27 protein-coding genes and 2 pseudogenes are annotated in these 26,734 nt (G+C 72.0%); 13 read left to right on the top strand and 16 right to left on the bottom strand.

Features of this window, described 5'->3' with window-relative positions; all coding sequences use genetic code 11:
• Positions 1-48 precede the first annotated feature (48 nt).
• On the top strand, positions 49-2,070 hold the full coding sequence (locus AC07C1_RS00860; protein ID WP_478936012.1) for an NPCBM/NEW2 domain-containing protein: 2,022 nt from the start codon (positions 49-51) through the stop codon (positions 2,068-2,070).
• A gap of 6 nt (positions 2,071-2,076) precedes the next feature.
• Here AC07C1_RS00860 and AC07C1_RS00855 read toward each other — a convergent pair whose 3' ends face one another.
• Positions 2,077-3,030, bottom strand: a complete 954-nt coding sequence (locus tag AC07C1_RS00855) for an ROK family protein (RefSeq protein ID WP_478936011.1) — start codon at positions 3,028-3,030, stop codon at positions 2,077-2,079.
• A 211-nt stretch (positions 3,031-3,241) separates the two neighbouring features.
• On the opposite strand from AC07C1_RS00855, the gene AC07C1_RS00850 reads away from it, so the two are divergent.
• Both AC07C1_RS00850 and AC07C1_RS00845 read left to right on the top strand, forming a co-directional pair.
• Complete coding sequence (locus AC07C1_RS00850; protein WP_478936009.1) at positions 3,242-4,291, top strand: LacI family DNA-binding transcriptional regulator; 1,050 nt, start codon at positions 3,242-3,244, stop codon at positions 4,289-4,291.
• A 7-nt stretch (positions 4,292-4,298) separates the two neighbouring features.
• Positions 4,299-5,072 carry a hypothetical protein gene (locus tag AC07C1_RS00845; RefSeq protein ID WP_478936008.1) on the top strand — a complete coding sequence of 258 codons (774 nt, stop codon included), beginning with the start codon at positions 4,299-4,301 and terminating at the stop codon, positions 5,070-5,072.
• A 406-nt stretch (positions 5,073-5,478) separates the two neighbouring features.
• On the opposite strand, the gene AC07C1_RS00840 is transcribed toward AC07C1_RS00845, so the two are convergent.
• The 6 genes from AC07C1_RS00840 to AC07C1_RS00815 all read right to left on the bottom strand — a co-directional run bounded on the left by AC07C1_RS00840 (position 5,479) and on the right by AC07C1_RS00815 (position 10,088).
• Positions 5,479-6,798 carry a DUF6986 family protein gene (locus AC07C1_RS00840; protein ID WP_478936007.1) on the bottom strand — a complete coding sequence of 440 codons (1,320 nt, stop codon included), beginning with the start codon at positions 6,796-6,798 and terminating at the stop codon, positions 5,479-5,481.
• 161 nt (positions 6,799-6,959) lie between these two features.
• Positions 6,960-7,922 carry an electron transfer flavoprotein subunit alpha/FixB family protein gene (locus tag AC07C1_RS00835; RefSeq protein ID WP_478936005.1) on the bottom strand — a complete coding sequence of 321 codons (963 nt, stop codon included), beginning with the start codon at positions 7,920-7,922 and terminating at the stop codon, positions 6,960-6,962.
• A 54-nt stretch (positions 7,923-7,976) separates the two neighbouring features.
• Complete coding sequence (locus AC07C1_RS00830; RefSeq protein WP_478936004.1) at positions 7,977-8,762, bottom strand: electron transfer flavoprotein subunit beta/FixA family protein; 786 nt, start codon at positions 8,760-8,762, stop codon at positions 7,977-7,979.
• A gap of 218 nt (positions 8,763-8,980) precedes the next feature.
• Positions 8,981-9,490 carry a flavin reductase family protein gene (locus AC07C1_RS00825; RefSeq protein WP_478936003.1) on the bottom strand — a complete coding sequence of 170 codons (510 nt, stop codon included), beginning with the start codon at positions 9,488-9,490 and terminating at the stop codon, positions 8,981-8,983.
• Positions 9,491-9,570: 80 nt separating this feature from the next.
• Positions 9,571-9,651: a putative leader peptide gene (locus AC07C1_RS00820; RefSeq protein ID WP_478936559.1), complete on the bottom strand. Its 81-nt coding sequence runs from the start codon at positions 9,649-9,651 to the stop codon at positions 9,571-9,573.
• Positions 9,652-9,722: 71 nt separating this feature from the next.
• Positions 9,723-10,088 (bottom strand): thioredoxin family protein, encoded by a 366-nt coding sequence (locus tag AC07C1_RS00815; RefSeq protein WP_478936002.1) that lies wholly within the window; start codon positions 10,086-10,088, stop codon positions 9,723-9,725.
• A gap of 241 nt (positions 10,089-10,329) precedes the next feature.
• Here AC07C1_RS00815 and AC07C1_RS00810 point away from each other — a divergent pair, with 241 nt between their 5' ends.
• On the top strand, positions 10,330-11,058 hold the full coding sequence (locus AC07C1_RS00810; protein WP_478936001.1) for a lysophospholipid acyltransferase family protein: 729 nt from the start codon (positions 10,330-10,332) through the stop codon (positions 11,056-11,058).
• 444 nt (positions 11,059-11,502) lie between these two features.
• Here the strand turns inward: AC07C1_RS00810 and AC07C1_RS00805 are convergent.
• The 5 genes and pseudogenes from AC07C1_RS00805 to AC07C1_RS00785 form a co-directional block, all read right to left on the bottom strand.
• Positions 11,503-11,698 (bottom strand): annotated as a pseudogene (locus tag AC07C1_RS00805) (cytoplasmic protein); the annotation flags it as partial.
• Between the two features lie 24 nt (positions 11,699-11,722).
• Positions 11,723-12,313, bottom strand: coding sequence for a transglutaminase-like domain-containing protein (locus tag AC07C1_RS00800; protein ID WP_478936000.1), 591 nt, complete (start codon positions 12,311-12,313; stop codon positions 11,723-11,725).
• A 78-nt stretch (positions 12,314-12,391) separates the two neighbouring features.
• Positions 12,392-13,462: a threonine aldolase family protein gene (locus tag AC07C1_RS00795; protein ID WP_478935999.1), complete on the bottom strand. Its 1,071-nt coding sequence runs from the start codon at positions 13,460-13,462 to the stop codon at positions 12,392-12,394.
• Positions 13,459-14,217 carry an SDR family NAD(P)-dependent oxidoreductase gene (locus AC07C1_RS00790; protein ID WP_478935998.1) on the bottom strand — a complete coding sequence of 253 codons (759 nt, stop codon included), beginning with the start codon at positions 14,215-14,217 and terminating at the stop codon, positions 13,459-13,461. Before AC07C1_RS00790 ends, AC07C1_RS00795 begins: the two co-directional genes overlap by 4 nt.
• 38 nt (positions 14,218-14,255) lie before the next feature.
• The gene (locus AC07C1_RS00785; RefSeq protein WP_478935997.1) at positions 14,256-15,653 is read right to left on the bottom strand and encodes a DUF6421 family protein; all 1,398 of its coding nucleotides are present in this window, start codon (positions 15,651-15,653) and stop codon (positions 14,256-14,258) included.
• Positions 15,654-16,055: 402 nt separating this feature from the next.
• Between AC07C1_RS00785 and AC07C1_RS00780 the strand changes: the two genes are divergently transcribed.
• Complete coding sequence (locus AC07C1_RS00780; protein WP_478935996.1) at positions 16,056-16,739, top strand: glycerophosphodiester phosphodiesterase; 684 nt, start codon at positions 16,056-16,058, stop codon at positions 16,737-16,739.
• A 27-nt stretch (positions 16,740-16,766) separates the two neighbouring features.
• Here the strand turns inward: AC07C1_RS00780 and AC07C1_RS00775 are convergent, their stop codons facing one another.
• A complete protein-coding gene (locus AC07C1_RS00775) occupies positions 16,767-17,306 on the bottom strand; it encodes a GNAT family N-acetyltransferase (RefSeq protein WP_478935995.1) in 540 nt (179 codons plus the stop codon).
• A 69-nt stretch (positions 17,307-17,375) separates the two neighbouring features.
• Here AC07C1_RS00775 and AC07C1_RS00770 point away from each other — a divergent pair, with 69 nt between their 5' ends.
• The 3 genes from AC07C1_RS00770 (at position 17,376) to AC07C1_RS00760 (ending at position 19,919) form a co-directional block, all read left to right on the top strand.
• Positions 17,376-17,768 (top strand): VOC family protein, encoded by a 393-nt coding sequence (locus AC07C1_RS00770; protein ID WP_478935994.1) that lies wholly within the window; start codon positions 17,376-17,378, stop codon positions 17,766-17,768.
• 204 nt (positions 17,769-17,972) lie between these two features.
• On the top strand, positions 17,973-18,737 hold the full coding sequence (locus AC07C1_RS00765; RefSeq protein ID WP_478935992.1) for a VOC family protein: 765 nt from the start codon (positions 17,973-17,975) through the stop codon (positions 18,735-18,737).
• A 129-nt stretch (positions 18,738-18,866) separates the two neighbouring features.
• Positions 18,867-19,919 (top strand): aldo/keto reductase, encoded by a 1,053-nt coding sequence (locus tag AC07C1_RS00760; protein WP_478935991.1) that lies wholly within the window; start codon positions 18,867-18,869, stop codon positions 19,917-19,919.
• A gap of 5 nt (positions 19,920-19,924) precedes the next feature.
• On the opposite strand, the gene AC07C1_RS00755 is transcribed toward AC07C1_RS00760, so the two are convergent.
• Together AC07C1_RS00755 and AC07C1_RS00750 are read right to left on the bottom strand one after the other, a co-directional pair.
• Complete coding sequence (locus tag AC07C1_RS00755) at positions 19,925-20,545, bottom strand: MarR family winged helix-turn-helix transcriptional regulator (protein WP_478935989.1); 621 nt, start codon at positions 20,543-20,545, stop codon at positions 19,925-19,927.
• On the bottom strand, positions 20,542-22,206 hold the full coding sequence (locus tag AC07C1_RS00750; protein ID WP_478935988.1) for an FUSC family protein: 1,665 nt from the start codon (positions 22,204-22,206) through the stop codon (positions 20,542-20,544). The genes AC07C1_RS00755 and AC07C1_RS00750 overlap by 4 nt, the downstream gene beginning before the upstream one ends.
• Positions 22,207-22,369: 163 nt before the next feature.
• Between AC07C1_RS00750 and AC07C1_RS00745 the strand changes: the two genes are divergently transcribed.
• The 5 genes from AC07C1_RS00745 to AC07C1_RS00725 all read left to right on the top strand — a co-directional run bounded on the left by AC07C1_RS00745 (position 22,370) and on the right by AC07C1_RS00725 (position 26,404).
• Complete coding sequence (locus AC07C1_RS00745) at positions 22,370-22,918, top strand: DUF5134 domain-containing protein (RefSeq protein WP_478935987.1); 549 nt, start codon at positions 22,370-22,372, stop codon at positions 22,916-22,918.
• Positions 22,919-23,011: 93 nt separating this feature from the next.
• Complete coding sequence (locus AC07C1_RS00740) at positions 23,012-23,947, top strand: M56 family metallopeptidase (protein ID WP_478935986.1); 936 nt, start codon at positions 23,012-23,014, stop codon at positions 23,945-23,947.
• Between the two features lie 70 nt (positions 23,948-24,017).
• Entirely contained in the window at positions 24,018-24,743 is a 726-nt protein-coding gene (locus tag AC07C1_RS00735) for a phosphatase PAP2 family protein (protein ID WP_478935985.1), read from the top strand.
• 10 nt (positions 24,744-24,753) lie between these two features.
• Positions 24,754-25,443: an HAD family hydrolase gene (locus AC07C1_RS00730; RefSeq protein ID WP_478935983.1), complete on the top strand. Its 690-nt coding sequence runs from the start codon at positions 24,754-24,756 to the stop codon at positions 25,441-25,443.
• A gap of 286 nt (positions 25,444-25,729) precedes the next feature.
• A complete protein-coding gene (locus tag AC07C1_RS00725; RefSeq protein ID WP_478935982.1) occupies positions 25,730-26,404 on the top strand; it encodes a TetR/AcrR family transcriptional regulator in 675 nt (224 codons plus the stop codon).
• Between the two features lie 15 nt (positions 26,405-26,419).
• Here AC07C1_RS00725 and AC07C1_RS00720 read toward each other — a convergent pair.
• A pseudogene (locus tag AC07C1_RS00720) lies at positions 26,420-26,692 on the bottom strand (DUF6214 family protein); the annotation flags it as partial.
• Positions 26,693-26,734: the final 42 nt, after the last annotated feature.

The raw sequence follows: 26,734 nt of genomic DNA, 5'->3' as shown, positions 1-26,734 counted from the left end.
GGGCGGCATGCCGTCATCCACCTTTCGCGAGTCGGAGGAACGTCAACGATGCGTCACCCTCACACCCGCACAACCCGCCGAAGAGTGGTCGGAGCACTGACCGCGGGACTGCTGTGCGCGGGCGGTCTCGCCACCCCCGCCCTGGCGGCTCCCGCGCAGGAGCCCGTCGCGCCCACCCTGGCCGACGGCCTCGCCCTCACCCCGCCGATGGGCTTCAACAACTGGAACTCCACGCACTGCCACGCCGACTTCAACGAGGCCATGGTCAAGGGGATCGCGGACCTCTTCGTCGCCAAGGGCCTGAAAGACGCGGGCTACCGGTACGTCAACCTGGACGACTGCTGGGCGCTGCCCGACCGCGACGCGAACGGCAAGCTGGTGCCCGACCCGGCCCGCTTCCCGAACGGCATCAAGGCAGTCGCCGACTACGTCCACGCCAAGGGTCTCAAGCTCGGCATCTACACCAGCGCCGGGGTCAAGACCTGCAACAGCGCGGGCTTCCCGGGCGCCCTGGGGCACGAGGGCAGCGACGCCCGGCAGTTCGCCGACTGGGGCGTGGACTACCTCAAGTACGACAACTGCAACAACCAGGGCGTCGACGCCAAGCTGCGCTACCGGACCATGCGCGACGCGCTGAGAGCGACCGGCCGGCCCATCGTCTACAGCATCTGCGAATGGGGCGAGAACAAGCCCTGGGAATGGGCCTCGGACGTCGGCCACCTGTGGCGGACCACCGGTGACATCAGCGACAGCTGGGGTTCGATGCTGTCCATCCTCAAGCAGAACCTCCCGCTCGCGCCGTACGCCGGACCCGGCCACTGGAACGACCCCGACATGCTGGAGGTCGGCAACGGCGGCATGTCGGACACCGAGTACCGCTCGCACTTCTCCCTCTGGTCGGTCATGGCCGCACCGCTGCTCATCGGCACCGATCTGCGCAGGGCCTCCCAGGCGACCTTCGACATCCTGGACAACAAGGAGGTCATCGCGGTCGACCAGGACCCGCTCGGCAAGCAGGGCACGGTCGTCTCCTCCGCGGGCGGACGCTGGGTCGTCGCCAAGGAGATGAGGGACGGCAGCCGCGCGGTGGCCCTCTTCAACGAGTCGGGCGCCGCCCAGCGGATCGCCACCAGCGCGAGCGCCCTGGGCCTGCCCGCCGCCGACGCCTACACGCTGCGCGACCTGTGGCAGCACCGCGGCTACAACACCGCCGGCACCATCGCCGCCACCGTCCCGGCCCACGGCACGGTCCTGCTGCGCGTCTCGGCCGACCCGGACTGGGCCGCCAACCCTCCGGCCACCGAACTCGGCCTGGAGGACAGCCCGTTGCTGGAGGCGGGCACCCCGGCCACGCTGACGAGTACGGTCACCGACCTCGGGCGTACGCCCGCGCGCCGGGTGTCCGTGTCGCTGACCGGCCCCGAGGGGTGGAACGTACGGCCCACGTCGGCGACCACGGCCACCGCCCTGGCCACGGGCAGGTCCCTGCGCACCGGCTGGCGTGTGACCGTCCCGGCCGGGACACCGAGGGGGTCCTACGGCCTCACGCTCCAGGTGAGTTACCGCTCGCCCTCGGGACAGCTCGCGACCAGCACCCTCCCGCTGACCGCCTCCGTCGTCCTGCCGCCGCCCTCCGGGACGTCGTACCTCAGCGATCTGCCGTGGCTGTCGGCGGCCAGCGGCTGGGGGCCGGTGGAGCGCGACGCCAGCAACGGGGAGAGCGCCGCGGGCGACGGGCATCCGCTCACCATCGGCGGGGTGGGGTACGCCAAGGGGCTCGGCGTGCACGCACCGAGCGACCTCTCCTTCTACACCGGCAAGGGATGCGAGAAGGTCACCGCGGACGTCGGCGTGGACGACGAGAAGGGCGCGAAGGGCACCGTCGCCTTCGAGATCTGGGCGGACGGCACGAAGGCCGCCTCGACCGGTGTGCTGACCAACGCACAGCCCGCCCAGCCGGTCACCGCCGACATCAGCGGCGCCCGGGTGGTCCGGCTGGTCGTCACCGACGGCGGGGACGGTGTCGACTCGGACCACGCGGACTGGGCGGACGCCCGTCTGAGCTGCTGAACTCCGTCAGACGCCCGCCGCGGTCGGGTCCGGCCTGCGGGCCAGCGCGGCCGCGGCGGCGCCGACCAGACCCGCGTCGGTACCCATCTGCGCGGGCACGACCGTCAGCCGCCGCACGAAGGACAGGGTCGCGTAGTCGGCGAGCGCCTTGCACAGGGGGGTGAAGAGGACGTCACCGGCCTTGCCGACGCCCCCGCCGATCACCGCGATGTCGATCTCGACCAGGGTCGCGGTGGCCGCTATGCCGGCGGCCAGCGCCTGGGCGGCCCGCTCGAAGGAGGCAACCGCGACCGGCTCGCCCGCGCGGGCGGCGGCGGCCACCGCGGCGGCCGAGGTGTCGCCGTCGGGACCCGGACGCCAGCCCTGCTCCAGGGCTCGGCGGGCGATGTTGGGGCCGCTGGCGATGCGCTCCACACAGCCGCGCGAGCCGCACGGGCAGGGATCGCCGTCGAGGTCGACGCTGATGTGACCGATGTGCCCGGCGTTGCCGGTCGGGCCGGGGTGCAGTCGGCCGTTCAGCACGAGGCCGCCGCCGACGCCCGTCGAGACCACCATGCACAGCGCGTTGTCGTGGCCACGGGCGGCGCCCTGCCAGTGCTCGGCCGCCGTGATCGCGACGCCGTCGCCGATCAGCTCGACCGGGAGCCCCCCGGTGGCCGCGCGCACCCGCTCGACCAGCGGGAAGTCGCGCCAGCCCGGCACGTTCACCGGGCTGACGGTGCCCGCCGAGGCGTCCACCGGGCCCGCGCTGCCGATACCGATCGAGCCGGCGCGTCCCCACAGGGGCGACCCGCCGAGGTCACCCAGCACCCCCTCGACGGCCCGCATGACCGTTTCGCCGTCCTGCTGGGCGGGCGTGGGGCGCTGGGCCCGCGCCAGGATCCGTCCGTCGCCGTCCACCAGCGCGCCGGCGATCTTGGTGCCGCCGATGTCCAGGGCCGCCACGAGGTCGGTGTGCATCAGAGTCAGATCTCCCCGTTGAAGCTTGAAACCAAAGAAGGGCAGGCCGGTCAAGCGGTGGGGGCGCAGGCCGGAGACAGCGGTGGACAGTCTCTCTCGCATCTGACAACGTTGTCCAGGCTCTATGCTCGACGCCACATCCTCATACAACCTCATTGATCGCCGCACCACCCCATGGGTGAACACGGATGACAGGACAGGACAGCGCATCGTGCCCGAGACCACCCGCCGCGCAGACCACCACTCCGGGAACCGGTACGGCAACCGTCCCACGATGAAGGACGTGGCCGCACGCGCCGGGGTCGGCCTGAAGACGGTGTCCCGCGTGGTCAACGGCGAACCCGGCGTCACCCCGGACACCGAGCGCCGCGTCCAGGAGGCGATCGACGCCCTCGGCTTCCGCCGCAACGACAGCGCCCGGGTGCTGCGCAAGGGCCGTACGGCGAGCATCGGCCTGGTCCTCGAGGACCTCGCGGACCCGTTCTACGGCCCGCTCAGCCGCGCGGTCGAGGAGGTGGCCCGCGCCCACGGCGCCCTGTTGATCAACGGTTCCAGCGCGGAGGACCCGGAGCGTGAGCAGGAGCTGGCGCTGGCCCTGTGCGCGCGGCGGGTGGACGGCCTGGTGGTGATTCCGGCCGGGGACGACCACCGCTATCTGGAGCCGGAGATCAGGGCGGGCGTGGCGACCGTGTTCGTGGACCGCCCGGCCGGACGGATCGACGCGGACGTGGTGCTGTCCGACAACTACGGCGGTGCCCGCGACGGCGTCGCCCATCTGATCGCGCACGGGCACCGGAGGATCGGTTTCATCGGTGACATGCCCCGGATCCACACCGCGGCCGAGCGACTGCGGGGCTACCGGACGGCCATGGAGGAGGCGGGGATACCGGTCGAGGAACGGTGGACGTCCCTCGGGGCGACGAATCCGGAGCGGGTGCGCCGAGCGGCGGAGGAGATGCTCGCCGGGCCCGACCCGGTCACCGCGATCTTCGCCGGCAACAACCGGGTGACGGTCACCGCGATCCGGGTCCTGGCCGAGCAGTCCCGCCGGGTCGCCTTCGTCGGCTTCGACGACATCGAACTGGCCGATCTGCTCCAGCCGGGGGTCACGGTCGTCGCGCAGGACGCGGCCGCCCTCGGCCGGACCGCCGCCGACCGTCTCTTCCGCCAGCTGGACGGCACCCTCCTCGGCCCGGAGCGCATCGAGCTGCCGACCCGGCTGATCACGCGCGGCTCGGGCGAGCTGCCGCCGGCCGACTGAGCCGCGCGTGGCCGGCCACACCCTGGAGGAACTCGGCCTCGCCGAGGCACCCCGCGACCATCCGCTGACCTATCCCGGCGCCCGGCCCGCCGGCTCCGGGTTGCTGCACGGCGACCGGATGCTGCCGCTGGAGCGCCTGGTGTACGCCGACCGGGCACCGGTGCTCGCCGTCGGCTCCAACGCCTCGCCCGCTCAACTGCGGCACAAGATGGCCGAGTTCGGGATCGACGGCCCCATCCCCATGGTGCGGACGCGGGTGACCGGAGTCGACGTGGGCGTCTCCGCGCACGTGAGCCGTCTGGGGTATGTCTCCGCCTCTCCGGTGAAGTCACCCCATGCCTTACGTGAGTTGTTCGTCATCTGGCTGGACCGCCGGCAGCTGGCCGTGATCGACGCCAGTGAGGGCGTACCGCTGCCCGGAGGGAACTTCTGGCGGGCCTGGCTGCCCGCGCCCGACGTGCGGATCGAGCTGCCGGACGGTTCGGTGCTCGCCGGGGCGTACGTGTACGTCAACCGGCACGGGGTGCTGCGCAACGGCGCTCGTGCGCCGCGCCGGCACCCCGGCGACCAGCACGTCCTCCTCACCGAACTCCTGTTGAGGTCGGCGCCGTTGAGGGAGCTGTTCGGTGTCACTCCCGAGGAGTTCTGCGCTCGGGCCCGCGCACATCCCGAGCTGTGCGCACGGGGCACCCGGCTGTTCGCCGACCACGACTGGGTGACGGAGTCGGGTCTCGAGCCGTACGCGCACGGTCAGCGGACCGGGGAGCCCCGGCAGCGCTGAGTCGCCGTCGACGCCCTTGCCCCGGATGCCGCTGAAGAGACGGAACGTGCGATGCTCCGGCACCCCCTCCTTCTGCTTACGGCGAGAGGCGAACTCCTTGGGATCGGCGCGCAGCACCGCCGTGCGCACCACCCAGGGCTCACGAGGGCCCGTCTCGGCGTGTGCGATGGATGTCGCCATGGCCCAGGGGAGGGAGGCGAGGAGAGCTGTCGCCGCGGTACACGCGACCAGCAGGGAACGACGCAGCAGGGACGTCAGCCTTTCTGTGGGAGAGCTGTCCCATGATCAGCGTCGAATCCCAGCGGCAGGCGGTCCCCGGCGTCGGACACACGGCCGCCCCCGTCGCCCTCCCCAAGGGGTAGCGGGGGCGGTTCGTGCCGTCGGCCGTGGCCGTGCGTACGGCGCGCTACTTCGCGGAGGCCGTCAGGTCGCCGCGGCGGGGTGCCGCGAAACCTTCCAGGTCGGCGCGGGTCAGACCGGTGAGGCGGGCGACCTCGGCGATGTCGAGGGCGCCGCAGTCCAGGCCGCGCAGCAGGTAGCCGCTGAGGGCCTTGGCGGTCGCGGGCTCGTCCATGACGTCGCCGCCGGTGCGGTTGGCGTAGCGGGCGAGGCGGCCCGCGGCCTGCTCGAAGCCCTCGCGGTAGAAGGCGAAGACGGCCGCGTAGCGGGTGGGGATGTGGCCGGGGTGCATGTCCCAGCCCTGGTAGTAGGCGCGGGCCAGGGCGCGGCGGGTGAGGCCGTAGTGCAGGCGCCAGGCGTCGTGGACCTTGGTCGTCGGGCCGACGGGGAGGACGTTCGTCGAGCCGTCGGAGACCCGGACGCCGGTGCCCGCCGCGGCGACCTGCATGACCGCCTTGGCGTGGTCGGCGGCCGGGTGGTCGCTGGCCTGGTAGGCGGCCGAGACGCCGAGGCAGGCGCTGTAGTCGAAGGTGCCGTAGTGCAGTCCGGTGGCGCGGCCCTCGGCGGCCTGGATCATGCGGGCGACCGCGGCGGTGCCGTCGGTGGCGAGGATGGACTGGCTGGTCTCGATCTGGATCTCGAAGCCGAGGCGGCCGGCATTCAGGCCGTGGACCTTCTCGAAGGCCTCCAGGAGGCGGACGAAGGCGCTCACCTGCTCGGGGTACGTGACCTTGGGCAGGGTGAGGACGAGACCCTCGGGCAGGCCGCCGGCCTCCATCAGGCCGGAGAGGAAGACGTCGAGGGTACGGATGCCCCGGTCGCGTACCGCGGCCTCCATGCACTTCATGCGGATGCCCATGTACGGCGCGGCCGTGCCGTTCTTGTACGCCTCCGCGATCAGCCGGGCCGCGCGGGCCGCCGTCTCGTCCTCCTCCGCGTCCGGACGGGGGCCGTAGCCGTCCTCGAAGTCGACGCGCAGGTCCTCGATGGGCTCGCGCTCCAGCTTGGCGCGGACGCGGGAGTGGACCGGCTCGGCGAGGTCGTCGGAGAGGCCGAGGACGGCCGCGAAGGAGGCCGCGTCCGGGGCGTGTTCGTCGAGGGCGGCGAGAGCCCGGTCGCCCCAGGAGCGGAGGGTGTCGGCAGCGAAGGCGTCACCGGGGACGTAGACGGTGTGGACGGGCTGCCGGGTGCCGGGGTCCCCGGGGTAGCGGCGCTCCAGCTCCGCGTCGACCGGTGCGAGGGAGGCGCTGATCTCCTCGCTGACGGCGCCCGCGAGGCTCGTCGTCACCTTCTCCTGCCGGCCCTGCTCCTGCTGGCCCTGACCCATCCCACACCCTCCATTTTTCCGCTCTACGGAATCAACAATCCGTAGAATGAAGTTATCCGGGGTGCTTCCCGCTGGTCAACACCTGCTCGGCTTCGTCCAGCATGCACCGAGGCCCCCATGACCACGTCGGTCACAGGGGCCTCGGACAGCCAGGGAGCGGCTCAGCCCTTGCGGGCCTTGACCTCCTCGGTCAACTGCGGGACGACGTCGAACAGGTCGCCGACCACGCCGTAGTCGACCAGCTCGAAGATCGGGGCCTCGGCGTCCTTGTTGACGGCCACGATCGTCTTGGAGGTCTGCATACCCGCGCGGTGCTGGATGGCGCCGGAGATGCCGTTGGCGATGTACAGCTGCGGCGAGACCGACTTACCGGTCTGGCCGACCTGGTTGGTGTGCGGGTACCAGCCGGCGTCCACCGCGGCACGCGAGGCACCGACGGCCGCACCGAGGGAGTCGGCGAGCGCCTCGATGATCGAGAAGTTCTCGGCGCCGTTGACGCCACGGCCGCCGGAGACCACGATCGCGGCCTCGGTCAGCTCCGGGCGGCCCGTCGACTCACGCGGCGTACGGCCGGTGATCTTCGTGCCGGTGGCCTGCTCGGAGAAGGTCACGGACAGGTCCTCGACGCTGCCTGCGGCCGGGGCGGCCTCGACGGCGGCCGAGTTCGGCTTGACCGTGATGACCGGGGTGCCCTTGATGACACGGGACTTGGTGGTGAAGGACGCGGCGAACACCGACTGGGTGGCCACCGGGCCCTCGTCGCCGGCCTCCAGGTCGACGGCGTCGGTGATGATGCCGGAGCCGATGCGCAGCGCCAGGCGGGCGGCGATCTCCTTGGCATCGGCGGAGGACGGGACCAGCACGGCGGCCGGGGAGACGGCCTCGACGGCGGCCTGCAGGGCGTCCACCTTCGGCACGACCAGGTACTCGGCGTACTCGGACGCGTCGTGGGTGAGGACCTTCACCGCGCCGTGCTCGGCGAGCGTGGCGGCGGTGTCGGCGGCGCCGTTGCCCAGCGCGACGGCGACGGGCTCGCCGATGCGGCGGGCCAGGGTCAGCAGCTCCAGGGTGGGCTTGCGGACGGCACCGTCCACGTGGTCGACGTAGACGAGGACTTCAGCCATGGGATTGCTCTCCTGCGTAACGAAGTTGAGGGGCGGTCAGCGGGGGGCGAGCCCTTAGATGAACTTCTGGCTCGCGAGGAACTCAGCGAGCTGCTTGCCGCCCTCGCCCTCGTCCTTGACGATCGTGCCGGCCGTGCGGGCCGGACGCTCGGTCGCGGTCTCGACCTTGGTGAACGCGCCGTCGAGACCGACCTCCTCGGCCTCGATGTCCAGGTCGGACAGGTCCCAGGACTGAACCGGCTTCTTCTTGGCCGCCATGATGCCCTTGAAGGACGGGTAGCGCGCCTCGCCCGACTGGTCGGTGACGGAGACGACGGCCGGCAGGGACGCCTCGAGCTGCTCGGAGGCGGCGTCGCCGTCACGGCGGCCCTTGACCGTGCCGTCCTCGACCGAGATCTCGGACAGCAGGGTGACCTGCGGGACACCCAGGCGCTCGGCGACCAAGGCCGGTACGACACCCATGGTGCCGTCGGTGGAGGCCATGCCGGAGACGACCAGGTCGAACCCGGCCTTCTCGATCGCCTTGGCCAGCACCAGGGAGGTGCCGATGGCGTCGGTGCCGTGCAGGTCGTCGTCCTCGACGTGGATGGCCTTGTCGGCGCCCATCGACAGCGCCTTGCGCAGCGCGTCCTTGGCGTCCTCGGGGCCGATGGTCAGGACGGTGACCTCGGCGTCGTCCGCGTCCTCGGCGATCTGCAGCGCCTGCTCGACCGCGTACTCGTCCAGCTCGGAGAGCAGACCGTCCACGTCGTCGCGGTCGACGGTCAGGTCATCGGCGAAGTGCCGGTCGCCAGTGGCGTCGGGCACGTACTTCACAGTGACAACGATCCTCAAGCTCACGCCGGCTCTCCTACTGCATCGTCATTTCCTGGCTGCCTCTTGCAGGCAGCATAGGCGCCTCAAGTGGCCGATCCCGGTCGGGACGTCCGCGCGCTCCGACCGAAACATTACTCGTCAGTACACCCAGTTCCTGCTCGCTAAGCAAGCGCTTTGAACTGTGACCTTCGCAACGCAGCGTAACCGGAACTCGACGGCTTCGCAGGAGCGGAGGGGCGTGATCAATCCCGCAGGCCGTTGAAGCGGCCCTGGTGGTAGAGGAGGGGGCGGCCGGAGCCCGAGGGATCGCCGAGGGCGACCTCGGCGAGCACGATCCGGTGATCACCGGCCGGGACGCGTCCGACGATCCGGCAGACCAGCCAGGCGAGCACGCCGTCGAGCACCGGTACACCTTCCGGGCCGTCACGCCAGGCGGTCGGCGCGCCGAAGCGGTCGGCGCCGCTGCGGGCGAAGGTGGCGGCCAGCTCACTCTGGTGCTCGCCGAGTATGTGGACGCCCACGTACTCGGTCCGGGCGATCGCGGGCCAGCTGGAGGCGCCCGTACCGATACCGAAGGACAGCATCGGGGGCTCGGCCGAGACGGAGGAGAGCGAGGTGGCGGTGAAGCCGACCGGCCCGGAGGCTCCACGCGCGGTGATCACCGCCACACCGGCGGCGTGCCGGCGGAAGGTGGAGCGCAGCAGGTCGGGAGAGCCGAGCTGGGGAGTGCCGAGGTCGGGCGTGGCCGTCATGGAGTTGTCCTTCTGCCGGAGGTGACGTGGGGGTCCCCCCGGTCGAGCGCGGCCGAGACCGGGGGAAGGGCCGTTGGTGCTCAACAGCCCGGACAGGTCGCGCTCGCGGTGCGAGCGAGGTCGACGTGGACCCGCCCGAAGAGAAGGACTTCGATCGGCATACGGTCAGGCTGACGATAGGCGGCGCGCACAGTCAAGTTCGTCCCGGCATCCGGGAGATACCTCACCCCGCTCACACGGCCTCCCCCAACGCCGCGATGACGTCGGCCCTGCGCGGCTGTCCGGTCGCGCGGCGCACCACCCGGCCGCCCGCGTCCAGCACCAGCACGGTGGGCGTCTTCAGGATCTCCAGTTCACGTACGAGGTCCAGGTGGGCCTCGGCGTCGATCTCGACGTGGGTCACCCCGGGTACCATGCCGGCGATCTCGCCGAGGACGCGCCGAGTGGCCCGGCAGGGCGCGCAGAAGGCGCTGGAGAACTGGACGAGCGTCGCCCGCGCGCCGAGTTCGCCGCCCAGCTGGGCCGCTCCGAGCCGCTTGCCGTCGTCCCGCCCTCGCACCGCACTCTCCCTCCGGTCGTCATCCCCACAAGCACTCATGAGACCGCGAAGATTCCCGGCTCCGCGAAGAGGGCAACGGTACGGGCGGAGTAAAGGGGACTTAAAGATTATAGAGGGCATGTAGGCCGACGTGACGAGGATCTCGCCACGGCCGGGCACCAGGACTGGCTACCCGTCCGTTCTTGGGGCACGATCTGCGAGACGCCGTAAACCTACGGCTGCGTAACCTCCCGCCGGGAGCCCCCTTTCCCGAGCAGAGCAGAAAGGGCCCACCCCGCCCATGGCAGAGCTGGTCTACCGTCCCGTCATCGGTTTCGCCAAGACGCTGTTCAAGGTCTGGGACCTGAAGATCGACTGTCAGGGGTCGGAGAACATCCCGCGCTCGGGCGGCGCCGTGCTGGTGAGCAATCACATCAGCTATCTGGACTTCGTCTTCAACGGCCTGGCGGCCCTGCCACAGAAGCGCCTGGTGCGCTTCATGGCGAAGGAGGCCGTCTTCCGGCACAAGGTCTCCGGTCCGCTGATGCGGGGAATGAAGCACATCCCGGTGGACCGCAACCAGGGCGAGGCGGCCTACGCCCACGCGCTGGACTCGCTGCGCTCCGGCGAGGTCATCGGGGTGTTCCCGGAGGCCACGATCTCGCAGTCCTTCACCCTGAAGAGCTTCAAGTCCGGCGCGGCCCGGCTCGCCCAGGAGGCGGGCGTCCCGCTGGTCCCGATGGCGGTGTGGGGCACGCAGCGGCTGTGGACGAAGGGCCACCCCCGCCACTTCAAGCGCAGTCACCTGCCCGTCACCATTCGCGTCGGCGAGGCCATCGAGGCCCCTCGCGACCAGTACGCGGGTGCCATCACCCGCCGGCTGCGCGAGCGCGTCCAGGAGCTGCTGGACGCCGCGCAGCGCGCCTACCCGGGCCGCCCCAAGGGCCCGGAGGACACCTGGTGGCTGCCCGCGCACCTCGGTGGTGCGGCTCCGACGGTCGAGCAGCTGCGCGCGGCCGAGGCGCACTGACCCCCTGAGAACGCGGTGCTGCGGCCGGCGGGGTTCGCGGTCGCAACGGCGGAGCGCGATGTCCTTTCGGAGGCGGCGTGCTCGGTGCGGGAGATGTCGCCACCGGTGAGCGCGAGCGGCACGGCGACGGCATCCGCGGCCAGGGCCGGCGCCACGGCGAAGGAGCAGCCGGCCGTTTCCCAGCGATGCCGGCCGACCGAGGCGCTCGTCAGGCTCCTGACCCCCCGGCCGGACCAGCGGCGCCTTCCTGACCCAGGGACTCACGACCGGTCCTCCCGCCACCCGCGGAGCGACAGCCCCCTCCGGGCCGGCGGACCGCCGAAGCGCCGGCCTCGCCCGACGGGACGTCGGCCAGGCGGGGGTCGCAGCCGTCACCGGATAACTTCTCGAGCGGTCCGGCGGGTTCGGCGTCCGCGCCGGCTGCCTCGGCGACCGGCATGGGGCCGAGAGGGCCTGCTTGGCCGGCGCCTCGGCCGAGTTGCGGTGGGCGACGGCGTGGCGCCGAAGGCGGTGGTCACCTCGCGGCAGGCGGCCAGGTGCGGTCCTCGTGCGGAGCGCGCCCGTCGAGGCGGGCGGCGATACGGCCGGCGACCTCGCCCCACGGGGCCGAACTCCCCTCCGTGCTGGATCCGTTGACGAGGTTTGCGAGGTCGTCTGCCTCGCCTCAGAGTGCGTCGGGGAGCGTCTTCCACAAGTACGGCCGGTCCGGGGCCGCCTTGAGGGCGCCCAGGACGACCGGGTGGGGTTCCGCGTACAGGGCCGGATAGTCCAGCTCATCGGATGCCGGATCCGGAATCCAGGCCAGCCGCTCGCCGTCCAGGGAGAACCTCGCTTCGACCCCCGGCTTGTTGCCGCGGGGGTCCTGGCGGTGCCAGGCGCCGTTGAAGCGGACGGCGACCAGACCGTGGACCACATGTCCGCCCTCGCCGTCACCCAGGCGCTGGTAGCAGAGGGCGGCCGGGATGTCCTCGGCCCGCAACAGTGCCGCCAGAGCATGGGACTTGGCGTAACAGATGCCGGTGCGCATCGTCAGCACGTCGGACGCGCGCCAGGTGACACGGAGATCACCGGAGTCCTGGGAGTGCGGGATGGTGTCCCGCACGAATTCGTATGCGGCGCGCGCATACTCATACGAGTTGGACGCACCCTCGGCCAGCCCGGCGGCCGTTTTCCGGACCACGGGACGGTGATGGTCGATGGCGTCGTCAGCAGCCAGGTAGGCGGACAGATCGGTGGTGTTCTGGATAAGCTCCATGCCTGCGGAGCATAGGAATGCGATCACCCGAACGTCAATGACTTTTCAGGTAATCGCATACCTATGCATCACTGAGGGTCAGCGTGCCATCTCCTCCTTGAGCGCCGCCACGAACGTGTCGACGTCCTCCTCCGTGGTGTCGAAGGAGCACATCCAGCGGACCACCCCGGCGCCCTCGTCCCAGAAGTAGAACCGGAACCGCTTCTGCAACCGCTCGCTCACGTCGTGCGGGAGCTTGGCGAAGACGCCGTTGGCCTGCACCGGGTAGAGGATCTCCACGCCGTGCACCGCGCGGACGCCCTCGGCCAGCCGCTGGGCCATCTCGTTGGCGTGCCGGGCGTTGCGCAGCCACAGGTCCCTGGCGAGCAGCGCCTCCAACTGCACCGAAACGAAGCGCATCTTGGAGGCGAGCTGCATGCTCATCTTGCGGATGTGCTTCATGTGGCTGACGGCGTCCTGGTTGATGACCACGACCGCCTCACCGAACACCGCGCCGTTCTTCGTCCCGCCGAGCGAGAGGATGTCGACGCCCACCGCGTTGGTGAACGTGCGCATCGGCACGTTCAGGGAGGCGGCCGCGTTGGCTATCCGGGAGCCGTCCAGGTGCACCTTCATGCCGTGCGCGTGGGCGTGCTCGCAGATCGCGCGGATCTCCTCGGGCGTGTACAGCGTGCCCAGCTCGGTGCTCTGGGTGATCGACACCACCTGCGGCATGGCACGGTGCTCGTCCTCCCAGCCCCAGGCCTGCCGGTCGATCAGCTCGGGCGTGAGCTTGCCGTCGGGCGTGGGCACCGTCAGCAGCTTCAGGCCGGCCATGCGCTCGGGGGCGCCACCCTCGTCGACGTTGATGTGCGCGCTCTCGGCGCAGATCACAGCGCCCCAGCGGTCGGTGACCGCCTGGAGCGCGACCACGTTCGCGCCGGTGCCGTTGAAGACCGGGAAGGCCTCGGCGGTGGACCCGAAGTGGCTGCGAATGATCCGCTGGAGGTTCTCGGTGTAGTCGTCCTCGCCGTACGCCACCTGATGGCCGCCGTTGGCCATCGCCAGGGCGGCCATCACCTCGGGGTGGGCTCCGGCGTAGTTGTCACTGGCGAAACCGCGGACCTGCGGGTCGTGGTGGCGACGTGCGTCGGTCCTGGGGGGGTTCACGGCTTCTCGGTCAGCCACAGACGGTTTCCGTTCACTTCGGCGGGGGTCTTGCTCCAGACGCCCTCGACGGCCTCGGCCAGGTCCTTGACGTCCGTGAAGCCCGCGAACTTCGCGTTGGGGCGTTCGGCGCGCATCGCGTCGTGCACCAGCGCCTTCACCACCAGGATGGCAGCGGCCGAGCGTGGGCCCTCGGCGCCCTCGGCGATCCCGGCCTTGCGGAAGCCGTCGGCCATGGCGAGCGTCCAGGCCTCGGCGGCCGCCTTGGCCGCGGAGTACGCGGCGTTGCCCGCCGTCGGCTTCGACGCGCCGGCGGCGCTGATCAGCAGGTACCGGCCGCGGTCGCTGCGCTGCAGGCCGTCGTAGAAGGCCAGGGAGGTGTGCTGGACGGTGCGGATGAGCAGCTTCTCCAGCAGGTCCCAGTCGGCGAGGTCGGTCTCGGCGAAGGTCGAGCTGCCACGCCAGCCGCCGACGAGGTGGACCAGGCCGTCGACGCGGCCGTGGTCCTTCTCGATGCGCGCGGCCCAGTCGCGGGTGGATCGCAGGTCGAGCAGGTCGACCGTCTCGCCGGTGACGATGGCGCCGCCGCGCGCGTAGCGGGCCGCGTCCACGGCCTCGGCCAGGCGCTCGGGGTTGTTGTCGGCGCCGACCACGACCGCGCCCGCCTCGGCGAGCCGGACCAGCGTCGCGTGCCCGGCGGGTCCGCCCGCTCCGGCCACCGCGATCACCGCACCACTGAGAGACCCGTTCCCCACCATGTTCTTCCCCTTTTGAGCAGTGTTCCGGAGGCGGTCGCTCACGCGGCGAGCCGCTCGGCGCTGTCCGCCGTGATGCCCTTGGTCGAGGCGATCACATTCTTCAGCTTCTTGGACAGGGCCTCATAGAACATGCTCAACGGAAACTCGTCCGGAAGCACGTCGTCCACGAGCTTGCGCGGCGGCTGGGTCAGGTCCAGGGCATCCGGACCCTTGGCCCACTTCGAGCCGGGGTGCGGGGCCAGGTAGGTGGCGACCAGCTCGTACCCGGCGAACCAGTGCACGAGCTTGGGGCGGTCGATGCCGTCCTTGTACAGCTTCTCGATCTCGGCGCACAGCTCGTTGGTGACCTGCGGGGCGCGCTCCCAGTCGATGGAGAGCTTGTTGTCGGTCCAGCGGACGACGTCGTGCTTGTGCAGGTAGGCGAAGAGCAGCTGGCCGCCGAGGCCGTCGTAGTTGCGGACGCGGTCGCCGGTGACCGGGAAGCGGAACATGCGGTCGAAGAGCACGGCGTACTGCACGTCACGTGCCTGCGGGACGCCGTCCGCCTGGAGCTTCACGGCCTCCTTGAAGGCGGTGAGGTCACACCGCAGCTCCTCCAGGCCGTACATCCAGAACGGCTGGCGCTGCTTGATCATGAACGGGTCGAACGGCAGGTCGCCGTGGCTGTGGGTGCGGTCGTGGACCATGTCCCACAGCACGAAGGCCTCCTCGCAGCGCTTCTGGTCGTGGACCATCGCGGCGATGTCCTCGGGCAGCTCCAGGCCGAGGAGGTCGACGGCGGCGTCGGTGACCCGGCGGAAGCGGGCGGCCTCGCGGTCGCAGAAGATGCCACCCCAGGAGAAACGTTCCGGCGCCTCGCGTACGGCGATGGTCTCCGGGAAGAGCACGGCGGAGTTCGTGTCGTAGCCCGAGGTGAAGTCCTCGAACGTGATGCCGCAGAAGAGCGGGTTGTCGTACCGGGTGCGCTCCAGCTCGGCCAGCCAGTCGGGCCAGACCATGCGCAGCACGACCGCCTCCAGGTTGCGGTCCGGGTTGCCGTTCTGCGTGTACATCGGGAAGACGACCAGGTGCTGCAGGCCGTCCGCGCGCTCCGCGGCGGGCTGGAAGGCCAGCAGCGAGTCGAGGAAGTCCGGGACCTCGAAGCCACCCTCGGCCCAGCGGCGCAGATCCTTCACCAGGGCCTGGTGGTAGACGGCGTCGTGCGGGAGCAGCGGGGAAAGCTGCTCGACCGCGTCGGCGACGCGCTCGACGGCCGCGACGGCGTCGGCCCGCCGCGGGGCACCCTCGGCGTCGAAGTCGATCGCACCGTCCTTCGACTGCCATGGCCGGATCTGCTCCACGGCATCCTTGAGGACGGGCCAGGCCGGGTGCTCAACCACCCTGGTCAGCGAAGAAACCTGGTCCTCCGCACCCGCCTGCACAAGAATTTCCGTCATGACCCATCCTCCACGGGAGAAGCTCGCGTATGGACACCGTATGCATACCCGCTTTCTCTCAGCAAGGGGCAGCTCGGGAAATTGTTCTGCCCAGCCCCTTCGCCACCGACGTTTTTCCTGCCGCAAACCGTGACTACAGTCACTTCCGCTGTATCCCAGGGCGGAACAGAGGGGCTGCGACCGGGGCGAACCGGACGGTCAAGGGCGCCAGGAATCGCCCACGCCAGGGTGACTGCGGAAGCGGGAACCGGCCAGCTGGCGCCCGCCACGCGCCCTGATCACCCGCGCACATGCGGGTTCATCGCGGGTCCCGGCCATTAGGCTGCGACTCTGCCCGCGCGGACGACGGCGTCCGCCCGTCCCGCGCGTGCCGAGCCGCCGTCGACGGAAGCGAGTCGAACCTTGAACTTCCTTACCATCGGTCACCGCGGGGTCATGGGTGTCGAGCCCGAGAACACCCTTCGTTCCTTCGTCGCCGCGCAGCACGCCGGCCTCGACCTGATCGAACTTGATCTGCATCTGAGCAAGGACGGCGCCCTGGTCGTCATGCACGACGCGGAGGTGGACCGGACGACCGACGGCTCCGGGCCGATCGCCGAGAAGACCCTCGCGGAGCTGCGGGCCCTGGACGCGGGCCGCGGCGAGCGGGTGCCGGTGTTCGAGGAGGTGCTGGACGCGGTGAGCACGCCGGTGCAGGCCGAGATCAAGGACGTCGCGGCGGCCAGGGCGCTGGCCGACGTGATGCACCGGCGGGACCTGGTCGGACGCGTGGAGGTGTCCTCGTTCCACGACGAGGCGGTCGCCGAGATCGCCCGGCTGGTGCCGGGGGTGCGGACCGCGCTGGTCGCGAGCCGCTACGGCATCGACGTCGTGGACCGCGCCGTCGCCGTGGGTGCCGCGACCGTCTGTCTCGACATCCGCCGGCTCACCCTGGAGACCGTCGAGCACGCGCGCGCGTCGGGACTGCGGATCATCGGTTGGGTGGTCAACACGCAGGACCATCTGCGGCTGGTGCGCGCGCTGGGGCTGGACGGCGCGACGACCGACTATCCGGAGATCAAGCGCACGGGCCGCTTCACCGCGTGACCCTGCGCCCGATCCCCCGGGTGAGCGTCACACCAGCGGCTTGACCAGCAGCTCGAACTGCAGGTCGTCGCGCTGCGGGACACCGAAGCGCTCATCGCCGTACGGGAACGGGGACATCTTTCCCGTACGGCGGTAGCCGCGGCGCTCGTACCAGGCGATCAGGTCGTCGCGCACGGAGATCACGGTCATGCGCATCTCGGTGACGCCCCAGATCTCGCGCGCCTGGCGTTCGGCCTCCGTGATGACGGTCCTGCCGAGGCCCGCGCCCTGCAGCGTGGGGCTGACCGCGAACATGCCGAAGTAGGCATGGTCGCCGCGGTGCTCGAGCTGGCAGCAGGCGACGATCCGGCCGCCCTGCTCGACGGTCAGCAGCCGGCTGTCCGGCGACTTGATCACCTCCAGCACGCCCTCGGGGTCGGTCCGCCGGCCGTCCAGGATGTCCGCCTCGGTGGTCCACCCGGCCCGGCTGTCGTCCCCGCGGTACGCCGACTCGACCAGCGCGACCAGCGCGTCGACGTCGGCGTCGGTGGTGTCGCGGAAGATGACTCCGGTGGCGGCGGTCTCCATGGCGCGGTCTCCTTCTCGGGCGTGGCTGAGCCAGGGATGAGCGTAACCCTGCCACTAGGCTCCGCCTGCATGGTGCATGTACTCAGCAGCCGGACACTTCTGCGGCCCACCGACCCCGAACGTTCCCGCGCCTTCTACGGCGGGCAGCTGGGGCTCCCCGTCTACCGCGAGTTCGGTACGGGCCCCGAGCGCGGGACGGTCTACTTCCTCGGCGGTGGATTCCTGGAGGTGTCCGGACGGTCGGAAACTCCGTCCTCCCCAGCCGTCGGGCTCTGGTTGCAGGTCGAGGACGTCACGGCCGCGCACGAGGAGCTGCGGGCGAAGGACGTCGCGATCGTCCGGCCACCGGTGCGGGAGCCGTGGGGCCTGGTCGAGATGTGGATCGCCGACCCGGACGGCACCCGCATCGCACTGGTGGAGGTGCCGACGGACCATCCACTGCGCTACCGGCCGGGCATCTAAGTCCTGTCGTCGAACTCCGGCCGTCCGCCCGAAGGCCGGGGCCTGCGGTGTCAGGTGCGTGCTCTCGGCGTGCCGGGCGCTGGTCCTCGTACCGGGTTCGGATGGCCGGAGGCTAGCGTGCGGACATCAGGTCTCCCGCGCGGGAGAGCTTGGTCTTCCCCTGCTTTCCACGCGGCAGGCCGCCCCGGCCGGAAGGGAACCGCCATGAAGTTCGACAAGCCGGTGACCGGCGGTCCCTGCTGGACCGAGCTGGGGACCAGTGACCTGGAGGGGGCCAAGCGGTTCTACACCGAGTTGTTCGGGTGGCGGCCGGAGACCGACCCGCGGCAGGAGGCGGGCGGGTACACGGTGGCGCACCTGGGGGACGCGGCGGTGGCCGCACTGAGCCCGCTGTACCAGGAGTCCCAGCCGGTGGCGTGGAACGTCTCGTTCGCGGTGACCGAGGCGGACGCGGCGGTACGGCGCGTGGAAGAGGCAGGCGGGACGGTGCTACTCGGCCCGATGGACGTGTTCGACGTGGGCCGTTTCGCGGTGGCCGCCGACCCGACGGGCGCGGTGTTCCAGCTGTGGCAGGCGCGGTCCTTCCCGGGCGCCGGGCTGTTCAACGCGCCCGGCTCGCTCGGCTGGGTGGAGCTGGCGACCCGGGACACCGACCGGGCGCGGGACTTCTACACCTCGGTGTTCGGCTGGAGCGTCAATGCCTCGCAGTGGTACACGCAGTGGGGCATCGACGGGGAGGACTTCGGCGGCATGGCCGGCATGGGTGATCGGTTCCCGCCCGAGGTGCCGCCGCACTGGCTGCCGTACTTCGCGGTGGACGACGTGGACGCGGCGGCCGAGGTCGCGGCGCGGGCGGGCGGTGCCGTGGCCGTGGCTCCCGTCTCGGTGCCGGACGGTCCGCGCATCGCGGTGCTGCGGGATCCGCAGGGTGCGGCGTTCGGGGTGCACCGGGCGGGCGAGGAGGGCTGAGACCCCCGGCCGGCTCGGTCCGCCCCGGAGCGCCTGCCGCTCGGCAGGTACCGGCTTGCCTTGGAGTGCGCTCCAAAGCCTAGCGTCGAGCGCACGACCTGTTCGTTTCCGATCTGGAACGGAGCCCACGTGCGGTACACGCTGTTCGGCAGGACCGGTATGCGCGTCAGCGAACTCGCGCTCGGCGCGATGACCTTCGGCGAGGAGTGGGGCTGGGGTGCCGACAAGGACACCAGCGCCCGGATCGTCGACACCTATGGCGACGCGGGCGGCAACTTCATCGACACCGCGAACAACTACACCTCGGGCAGCTCGGAGCGCATCCTCGGCGAGCTGCTGGCCGGGCGCCGTGACCGGTTCGTCCTCGCGAGCAAGTACACGTGCGGCACGCGGGACGGGGATCCCAACTCTGCGGGCAACCACCGCAAGAACCTCGTCCAGTCGGTGGAGGAGAGCCTGAAGCGGCTGCGCACGGACCGGCTCGACGTGCTGTGGGTGCACGCCCGCGACAACTTCACCCCGGTCGATGAGGTCATGCGCGCGCTGGACGACCTGGTGCGCTCCGGCAAGGCGCTGTCCGTGGGAGTGTCGGACTGGCCGGCCTGGGAGATCGCCCAGGCCAACACCCTGGCCGAGCTGCGGGGCTGGACGTGCTTCGCGGGCTCGCAGCTGCGCTACAGCCTGCTGGAGCGGACCCCGGAGCGTGAACTCCTGCCCCAGGCACGGGCGTTCGACCTCGCGGTGTTCGCCTGGGCGCCGCTGGCGTCGGGCAAGCTCACCGGGAAGCACCGGCGTGGGGAGCGGGGCCGGCTGGACACGCTCGGGATCGAGCCGGAGGCGTGGGAGGAGGACGTCATCAGTGCCGTCCTGGACATCGCCGAGCTGGGCGGCTGGAGTCCGGCGCAGGTGGCCCTGGCCTGGCTGCTCCGCCGTCCCGGCAACGTCGTACCGATCGTCTCGGCGACGAAGCCGGAGCAGCTGGCCGACAATCTGGCGGCCACCGGGGTACGGCTCGACGGGGACGCGGTGGCCCGCCTGGACGAGGTGAGCGCGGTCCCGCTCGGGTTCCCGCACGACTTCCTGCGGGAGCCGCCCATCACCCGCAACGTCTACGGCGACCGCTGGCAGGACATCGTCGACCGCCGCTCCGCATACCGCCGCACGGCGCACGACGTCCTCTGACGCCCCTACGCGCGCAGCGCACCCGTCCGGCCCTCCAGGCGGCTCAGCAAGCCGGCGAGCAGGCTGGACAGCTCGCCCTGCCCCTCGGGGGCCAGGACGGAGAGTACGGCCGTCTCGTAGGCGAGTTGCTCGGGGAGGATGCCGTCGACCAGGTCGCGGCCGGTGTCGGTGAGGCGGAGATGGGCCACGCGGCGGTCACGGGTGTCGCCGCGCCGCTCCACCAGCCCGCGTTCGGTCAGCTGCTTGAGCCGCTTGGTGACGGCGGCACCGGAGGAGAAGGTCTCCCGGGCCAGCTCCCCCGGGGTCAGCTCGTGACCGGTCCGGCGCAGCGCGCCGAGCAGGTCGAACTCGGCCCGGCTGAGGCCGGCCCGGCGCAGCGGCGCATCCTCGGCCTGCTGGAGGAGGGCGGCGCAGCGGTTGATCCGGCCGATCACCTCCATGGGCCCGGTGTCCAGCTCCGGGTGCACGGCCCGCCACTGCCGGACGACGGTGGCGACCGTGTCGCTCTGGGCGGCGCCGGCCACGGGGGCCGCGGACAGCGGTCGTACGCCGGCCGGGACCTCGTGCTCCGGGCGCGCACCGGGCGCGTCGCTCCCGGGCACGGGTTCACCGTTGGTCGCCGTCATGGCCGTATGTCCTCCGTCGTCCTGCCGGGATCGGGGTCCTGCGGCACGAGGCCCTGCCGTCGTACCGTCGCGGCGAGCGTACGGTGTCCGGACTGCTCGGTGAGCACGACCCGCTCCTCGGGCAGGGCGCGCTGCCACCACTCGCCGGTGGCGGCGTCGGCGGTGGCCCGCAGGTCGACCAGTGCGGCGGCGAGGGCGCGACCGGCGGACTCCAGGGCGCGGGGTGCCGGGTGCGGCTCGGCGAGGAGGCGGGCGGCGTCCTCGCGGGCGCGTTCCGCCGTGGTCAGCGCCTGTTCCAGGCGGTCGCCCGCGCGGCGGTTGGTGACGGCGACGGCCGCCACGAAACCGGCCAGGGCGCCCACGACGGTGTCCGCGACGCGTTCGGTCATCAGTCGTCCCGGGTCCTGGGTGCGGGCGAACTCGGTGATGAGCAGCGCCATCGGGGTGACACAGACGCTGCCGAGCCAGTAGTTGCGGCCGATCAGCGCCTCGGCGCCGAAGTTGAGGGCGAGGCAGCACAGGACCAGGGCGGCCGGGTGGAGATGGGCGAGCGGGGCGAGGGCGGCGAAGGCGAGGACGCCGACGAGGTTGCCGACGACGCGCTGGATGCCCCGGCTCCAGGTGAGAGTGACGTTGGCCTGGTAGAGGGAGGCCGCGGTGACCAGCGCCCAGTAGGGGCGGCCGACGCCGAGCGCGAGGGAGGCGTAGCCGGCCAGGGCGCAGCCGATCGCGGTGCGTGCGGCGAGCGGGGCGAGGGGGGCGAGGCGGTGCCCCAACGGCCGTCGCGGCGAGGCGAGTTCGGCGTCCACGCCGAGGAGTTCGTCGGCGGACTCGCGCGTGGGCCCGACGCGCGGGATCCGGCCGGTGCCACGCAGCTCTCGGGCCCAGGCGCGCAGCCGTGCGGGGTCGGCGTCGGCGGGGGCGGCGAGGGCGACCTCGGCGCGGACGAGGAGCTGTTCGAGGGCCCGCCGGGTGCGGTCGGCGCGGGCGCCGGCGGCGAGCAGCGACTGCCAGGTGGCGTGGATGGCGGCGGCGCTCGCGGCGCGGGCCCGGGCGTGGCCCTCGGCGGTGCCGCGCGTGCCCGCGTACGCGGCGGCGGCGTTCAGGGCGGACGCGGTGGCGCGACGCTCGGGACCGTGCGGGCGGAGCAGTCCGGGCGCCATGCCGACCAGCCAGGCCCAGGCGCCGGCCGCCAGCGCCAGCCCGACGTGTCCGGGCACCTGGCCGAGGGTCTGCGGCGCGAACATCGAGGCCGAGCTGATGAAGGTCAGGACCACGTTCCCGGGCGGTCCGACGCGGGTGGCGTCGCACACGGTCTTCTGGGCGGCCGCCATGAGCGCGCCGACCGCGACGAGGACGACGGCGTCGGAGGTGAGCGACGCCGCGAGCAGGGACAGGGCGAGGCCGCCGACCATGCCGAGCACCACCCAGGTCAGGGTCTTGGCGCGGGCGGCGTAGGGCCGGTTGTGGCCGTAGAGGGCGCACAGCGATCCGGCCATCGTGTACATGGCGAGGTCGAGACGGCCGAGCGCCAGCAGAGCCAGGTTCGGCGGGGCCGCCGAGGCGACGACGCTCAGCGCGGGCTTGAACCAGATGTCGGAGGGCCGCCCCAGGCGGAGCACTCCGGCGAGGGGAAGGCGGCGGGGAGTCGCACTGCTCATCCCAACAATTTAGCATGTGTTTTACCTGTAAATGATCGAGGCTATCACGCGCTCACCGGGTGTGTTCCCTCGCACGCTCCCCGTGTACACCCTTGCGCTCGCGTGCGCTCCGCCCGACCTGGGCATCGCACCCTCGACCGACCGTCGAGCGGGGGAGGTGCGCATGCACGGACCGGTGCCGGCAGCCTGGTTGCTGGTCGCCCTGTGCGGGGCGACCGGGGCCTACTGCCTGCTGCGCATGCGCAGCGGCGTGGAGGAGCAGCGCCGGGCCGCGGGCGGTGAGGCGCTGATGGGCTTCGGCATGGCCGTGATGGCCGTACCGGCAGCCGTGTTCACGCCGCCGGGGTGGGCGTGGCCGGTGTACGCGGCCGTGTTCGGCGCGGCCGCCCTGCGCACCCTGTGGGCCACGCGCCACGGCCCGCACCATCTGCACCATCTGGTGGGCACGGCGGCCATGGTCTACATGTCGGTGGTGATGGCCGCGGCCCCACCCGCCGCACACCATGCGCACGGCGGCTCCGGGGTGCCGTTGCTGACCGGCGCGCTCCTTGTGTACTTCACGGGTTACGTGCTGCTCTCGGGCGCCCGGCTCGTGCCCGCGGTCACCGGGGCCGGTGTGGTGACCGCTCGCTGGGGCGACCGGCCCGAGCTGGCACGGGCGTGCCGGCTGTCGATGGGAATCGGCATGGTCGCCATGCTGCTGACGATGTGAGCGCCGGGCCCCCTGGCGCGCAGGCGTTGCTTGCGTCACTTAGGCACCGCGGACCGTACCCCTGAGCGGCTTCGCGCTCATAGGGTGCTGACCATGATGGTCCCCGTGACCCTGCTGCTGCTCGGTGCCCTGACCGCCGTCGGCGCCCCGCGGCTGCTCGCCCGGGCCGACTGGCCGGATCGTGAACCGGTCGTCGCGCTCTGGCTGTGGCAGTGCGTCGTGGCCGCCGTACTGCTGTGCTGCGCGCTGTCGATGACACTCAGCGCCGCCGCGGCCTGGCGGGCGGTGCGCGGGCACGTGTTCGCCCCGGCTCCGCGCGGGGTCGCGGACGCGTACGCCCTCGGCGCCGCCGGTCCATGGGCGGCGCCAACCGCCGTGCTGCTCGCCTCGGGCGGCCTGTGGAGCCTCGCGATGCTCGTGCGCGAGGTCGTACGGGCGCGCGCCCGGCGGCGCGGTCGACGGGACGAACTCCTGGTGCGCGCACCTCTGTTGCCGGGCGAGGAGCCGACGGGCGGACGGCTGGTGGTGCTGGAGGGCGAGCGACCCGATGCCTGGTGGCTGCCCGGTGCGGCACCCCGGCTGGTCATCACCACGGCCGCGCTGCGCCGCCTGGAAGAACGCCAACTGCACGCGCTGCTCGCCCATGAGCAGGGACACGCGCGGGCCCGGCACGACTGGCTGCTGCACTGCTCGGCGGCGCTCGCCGCCGGATTCCCGCAGGTTCCGGTCTTCGCCGCGTTCCGCGGCGAGATGCACCGCCTCGTCGAGCTGGCCGCCGACGACATGGCCTCCCGGCGCTTCGGCCGGCTGACGACCGCGCTCGCGCTGGTCGAACTCAACGAGGAACGGGGCGTGTTCGGGCCCTGTCCGACTCCACACGCGCATGTGCCGCAGCGCGTGCACCGGCTGCTGACCCCGCCGGACCGGCTGCCCGCACTGCGCCGACTGCGGCTGACGGCGGCCGCCGCGTTGGTACCGGTGGTTCCGGTGCTGGTGGCCCTGGTCCCGGCACTGCGAGCACTGGGCTGACGCCGCCCCTCGAGCGGTGATGGCACCCTCGTGCTGGCCCCGGGGCCATCCGGTCGGCGAAGATCGCGGCATGCACCATCGGCCCGCCGCGTCCCCGCCACCCCGTCCGCACGCTCCCCACGCTCCCCACGCGCTCCGCGCCGCGGCTCTCGTGGCCGCCGCCCTCGGCGCCTGTTCCCTACTGCTCCTGATCCTCGTCGCCGTCCGGTGGCACCCGCTGCTCACCGTGGACGGCGGCATCTCCCGGACCAGCCACCGCTGGGCGGTGCACGACCGCGAGGTCACCCACGTCTTCAGGGTGTTGACGGACTGGGTCTGGGATCCGCTGACCATGCGCCTGACCTGCGCGGCAGCGGCGGTATGGCTGGTGTGGCGGCGGGCGGCCTGGTGGACGGCGGGGTGGCTGGCGGTCACCTGTGCCTTCGCGGCGATCGTGCAACAGTCCCTGAAGACCGTCGTCGACCGGCCCCGACCGGTCTGGCGGGACCCCGTCGACTCCGCCCATTACGCGGCCTTCCCCTCCGGCCACGCGATGACGGCCACTGTGGTCTGCGGGCTGCTGCTGTGGCTCCTGCACCGCCTCGGCGCGAGCCGCGTCCTGTGGCGTACGGCCGTGGCGGCGGCGCTGGTCTCGGTGGTGGGCGTGGGCGTGACCCGGGTGTGGCTGGGCGTGCACTGGCCCTCGGATGTGCTCGGCGGCTGGCTGTTCGGGGCGCTGACCGCGGCGCTGGCCGTGGTGGTGTACGAGTGGCGGCGGGCCGGCCGCGCGGAACTGCCCGGACACCGGCCCGGGTAAGGTCCGGCGCATGACTGCCGTGCTGTTCGACTTCTCCGGGACACTGTTCCGCATCGAGTCCACCGAGTCCTGGCTGCGCGGGGTGCTGGACGAGACCGGAGTCGTCCTGCCCGAGCCTGAACTCGCCGCGATGGCAAAGGCGTTGGAGGCGGCCGGGGCTCTGCCGGGGGGTGCGGAGCCGGTGGAGCTGCCGGCGGACCTGGCCGGTGTGTGGGCGGCGCGCGACAAGAGCGCGGAACTGCACCGGGCCGCCTACACGGGCCTGTCCCGGCGGGTGCCACTGCCCGACCCGGGGCTCCACGACGCTCTGTACGAGCGGCACAAGTCCCCCGCCGCCTGGTCCCCGTACCCGGACACCGCCGAAGTGCTGCGCACCTTGCGCGAGCGTGGGATCGGGGTGGGGGTGGTCAGCAACATCGGCTGGGACCTGCGATGCGTGTTCCGCGAGCACGGGCTCGACACCTATGTGGACGCCTACGTGCTGTCGTACGAGCACGGTGTGCAGAAACCGGACCCGCGGCTGTTCTCGATCGCCTGCGAGGCGCTGAACGTCGATCCGCGGCAGGCGCTGATGGTCGGCGACAGCAGGCCTGCGGACGGCGGCGCGGCCGCGCTCGGCTGCCGTGTGCACTTCGTGGACCACCTGCCGGTGGCGCATCGGCCCGACGCGCTGCTGCCGGTGCTGGACCTGGTGGGGTGAGCGCTGGTCACAGGCGGGCGCTGGTCACAGGCGGGCAAGCCGCAGCCGGGTGGTACGCCCAAGTCGTTCACGCCGCTGGAAAAGTACGCTCTGCTCGACGGCGACGGCGAGCAGGACGAGTAGCCCTGCGGGCGCTCGCAGTTGCCCGCCGGCCCCGCGCCGTCCGCCTGAGACGATCCCCCGCGTCGCCCCAGACGGACGGCAGCTCTCGGTCGGCTCCGCCCAGAGCGGTGCCTCCTGCGGTGAGTATAGTTGGCTGGCAGCCAGTCAACGCAGGAGTTACAGGATGTCCCCGCGCAGCGCCTCGGTCAATGAAGAGTTGCGGCGGCGTTCCCGGGAGCGGCTGTTGCAAGCCGCCGTGGAACTGGTCGGCGAGCACGGGTTCGAGGCCACGACACTGGGCGACATCGCGGACCGCGCCGGTTCGGCGCGCGGGCTGGTGTCGTACTACTTCCCCGGCAAGCGTCAGTTGGTGCAGTCGGCCGTGCACCGGCTGATGCACCGCACACTGGAGGAGGCGCTGGAGCGGGAGCCGTGCACCGAGGACGGCCGGGAGCGGCTGGCCCGGGCCATGGACGCGATTCTGGGCCTGGCCCGGGACCGGCCCGTGCTCATGCGCCAGCACATGGCGGGGCTGCTCCAGGGCGAGGGCTTCGTACAGTGCCCGGAGCAGCGGCGGCTGTCGGAGCTGCTCAGCGACACCGTCGCCCGGTACGGCTCCCAGCACGTCTCGGCCGACTATCCGATGCTGCGGGCCCTGCTGATGGGCGCGGTGTACGCGGCACTGGTGCCGGGGGCGCCGATGCCCGTCCCGGCACTGCGGGCCGAACTGTTCCAGCGCTACGGGCTCGACTGGGGACTGGGCGTACCGCCGGAGAGCGACACGGAGGCGGGGGCACGGCGACAGGCCGAGGATCTGTCCCGGTTCTTCGCGACGGAGGAACGCCCGGGCCACCCCTGACGGGTTCCGCCGAGCGGCCCTGAGGGGGAGGGTGCGCCCGTGACGGCCGTGCCCGGTCGCGCTCATCACGGCGAGCACCTGGTCGACGCCCTGCCGCTGCGCCGCGCGGTACCTCAGCGCGAGGAGCCGGCGGACCTCGATGCCGCGCGGCCCGGCCGGCCGGCCGCGGCGCGGCCCCGCACGAAGGCGCCCGCCCGCTCGCCCCGGCTTGCCGTCCGCGCCCTTCCCGGCGCTCGTGGCCGCCACCTTCGTACGACCCCTAGGCCCCGCTCCGAATGCCTCGACCAGCGGTTCCCCGATTCAGCCCGTCGGCATCGTCGGGTCGGCGAG

This window comes from Streptomyces sp. NPDC045022 (genome assembly GCF_056432605.1).
This window is presented reverse-complemented; position numbering and strand designations above follow the sequence as displayed.

Excerpts from the sequence above, each read along its gene's own strand:
- AC07C1_RS00860 (WP_478936012.1), top strand. The coding sequence starts at position 49 with ATGCGTCACCCTCACACCCGCACAACCCGCCGAAGAGTGGTCGGAGCA.
- AC07C1_RS00855 (WP_478936011.1), bottom strand. The coding sequence starts at position 3,030 with ATGCACACCGACCTCGTGGCGGCCCTGGACATCGGCGGCACCAAGATC.
- AC07C1_RS00840 (WP_478936007.1), bottom strand. The coding sequence starts at position 6,798 with ATGGGTCAGGGCCAGCAGGAGCAGGGCCGGCAGGAGAAGGTGACGACG.
- AC07C1_RS00835 (WP_478936005.1), bottom strand. The coding sequence starts at position 7,922 with ATGGCTGAAGTCCTCGTCTACGTCGACCACGTGGACGGTGCCGTCCGC.
- AC07C1_RS00825 (WP_478936003.1), bottom strand. The coding sequence starts at position 9,490 with ATGACGGCCACGCCCGACCTCGGCACTCCCCAGCTCGGCTCTCCCGAC.
- AC07C1_RS00820 (WP_478936559.1), bottom strand. The coding sequence starts at position 9,651 with ATGCCGATCGAAGTCCTTCTCTTCGGGCGGGTCCACGTCGACCTCGCT.
- AC07C1_RS00815 (WP_478936002.1), bottom strand. The coding sequence starts at position 10,088 with ATGAGTGCTTGTGGGGATGACGACCGGAGGGAGAGTGCGGTGCGAGGG.
- AC07C1_RS00810 (WP_478936001.1), top strand. The coding sequence starts at position 10,330 with ATGGCAGAGCTGGTCTACCGTCCCGTCATCGGTTTCGCCAAGACGCTG.
- AC07C1_RS00800 (WP_478936000.1), bottom strand. The coding sequence starts at position 12,313 with ATGGAGCTTATCCAGAACACCACCGATCTGTCCGCCTACCTGGCTGCT.
- AC07C1_RS00790 (WP_478935998.1), bottom strand. The coding sequence starts at position 14,217 with ATGGTGGGGAACGGGTCTCTCAGTGGTGCGGTGATCGCGGTGGCCGGA.
- AC07C1_RS00785 (WP_478935997.1), bottom strand. The coding sequence starts at position 15,653 with ATGACGGAAATTCTTGTGCAGGCGGGTGCGGAGGACCAGGTTTCTTCG.
- AC07C1_RS00775 (WP_478935995.1), bottom strand. The coding sequence starts at position 17,306 with ATGGAGACCGCCGCCACCGGAGTCATCTTCCGCGACACCACCGACGCC.
- AC07C1_RS00770 (WP_478935994.1), top strand. The coding sequence starts at position 17,376 with ATGGTGCATGTACTCAGCAGCCGGACACTTCTGCGGCCCACCGACCCC.
- AC07C1_RS00765 (WP_478935992.1), top strand. The coding sequence starts at position 17,973 with ATGAAGTTCGACAAGCCGGTGACCGGCGGTCCCTGCTGGACCGAGCTG.
- AC07C1_RS00755 (WP_478935989.1), bottom strand. The coding sequence starts at position 20,545 with ATGACGGCGACCAACGGTGAACCCGTGCCCGGGAGCGACGCGCCCGGT.
- AC07C1_RS00750 (WP_478935988.1), bottom strand. The coding sequence starts at position 22,206 with ATGAGCAGTGCGACTCCCCGCCGCCTTCCCCTCGCCGGAGTGCTCCGC.
- AC07C1_RS00745 (WP_478935987.1), top strand. The coding sequence starts at position 22,370 with ATGCACGGACCGGTGCCGGCAGCCTGGTTGCTGGTCGCCCTGTGCGGG.
- AC07C1_RS00740 (WP_478935986.1), top strand. The coding sequence starts at position 23,012 with ATGATGGTCCCCGTGACCCTGCTGCTGCTCGGTGCCCTGACCGCCGTC.
- AC07C1_RS00735 (WP_478935985.1), top strand. The coding sequence starts at position 24,018 with ATGCACCATCGGCCCGCCGCGTCCCCGCCACCCCGTCCGCACGCTCCC.
- AC07C1_RS00730 (WP_478935983.1), top strand. The coding sequence starts at position 24,754 with ATGACTGCCGTGCTGTTCGACTTCTCCGGGACACTGTTCCGCATCGAG.
- AC07C1_RS00725 (WP_478935982.1), top strand. The coding sequence starts at position 25,730 with ATGTCCCCGCGCAGCGCCTCGGTCAATGAAGAGTTGCGGCGGCGTTCC.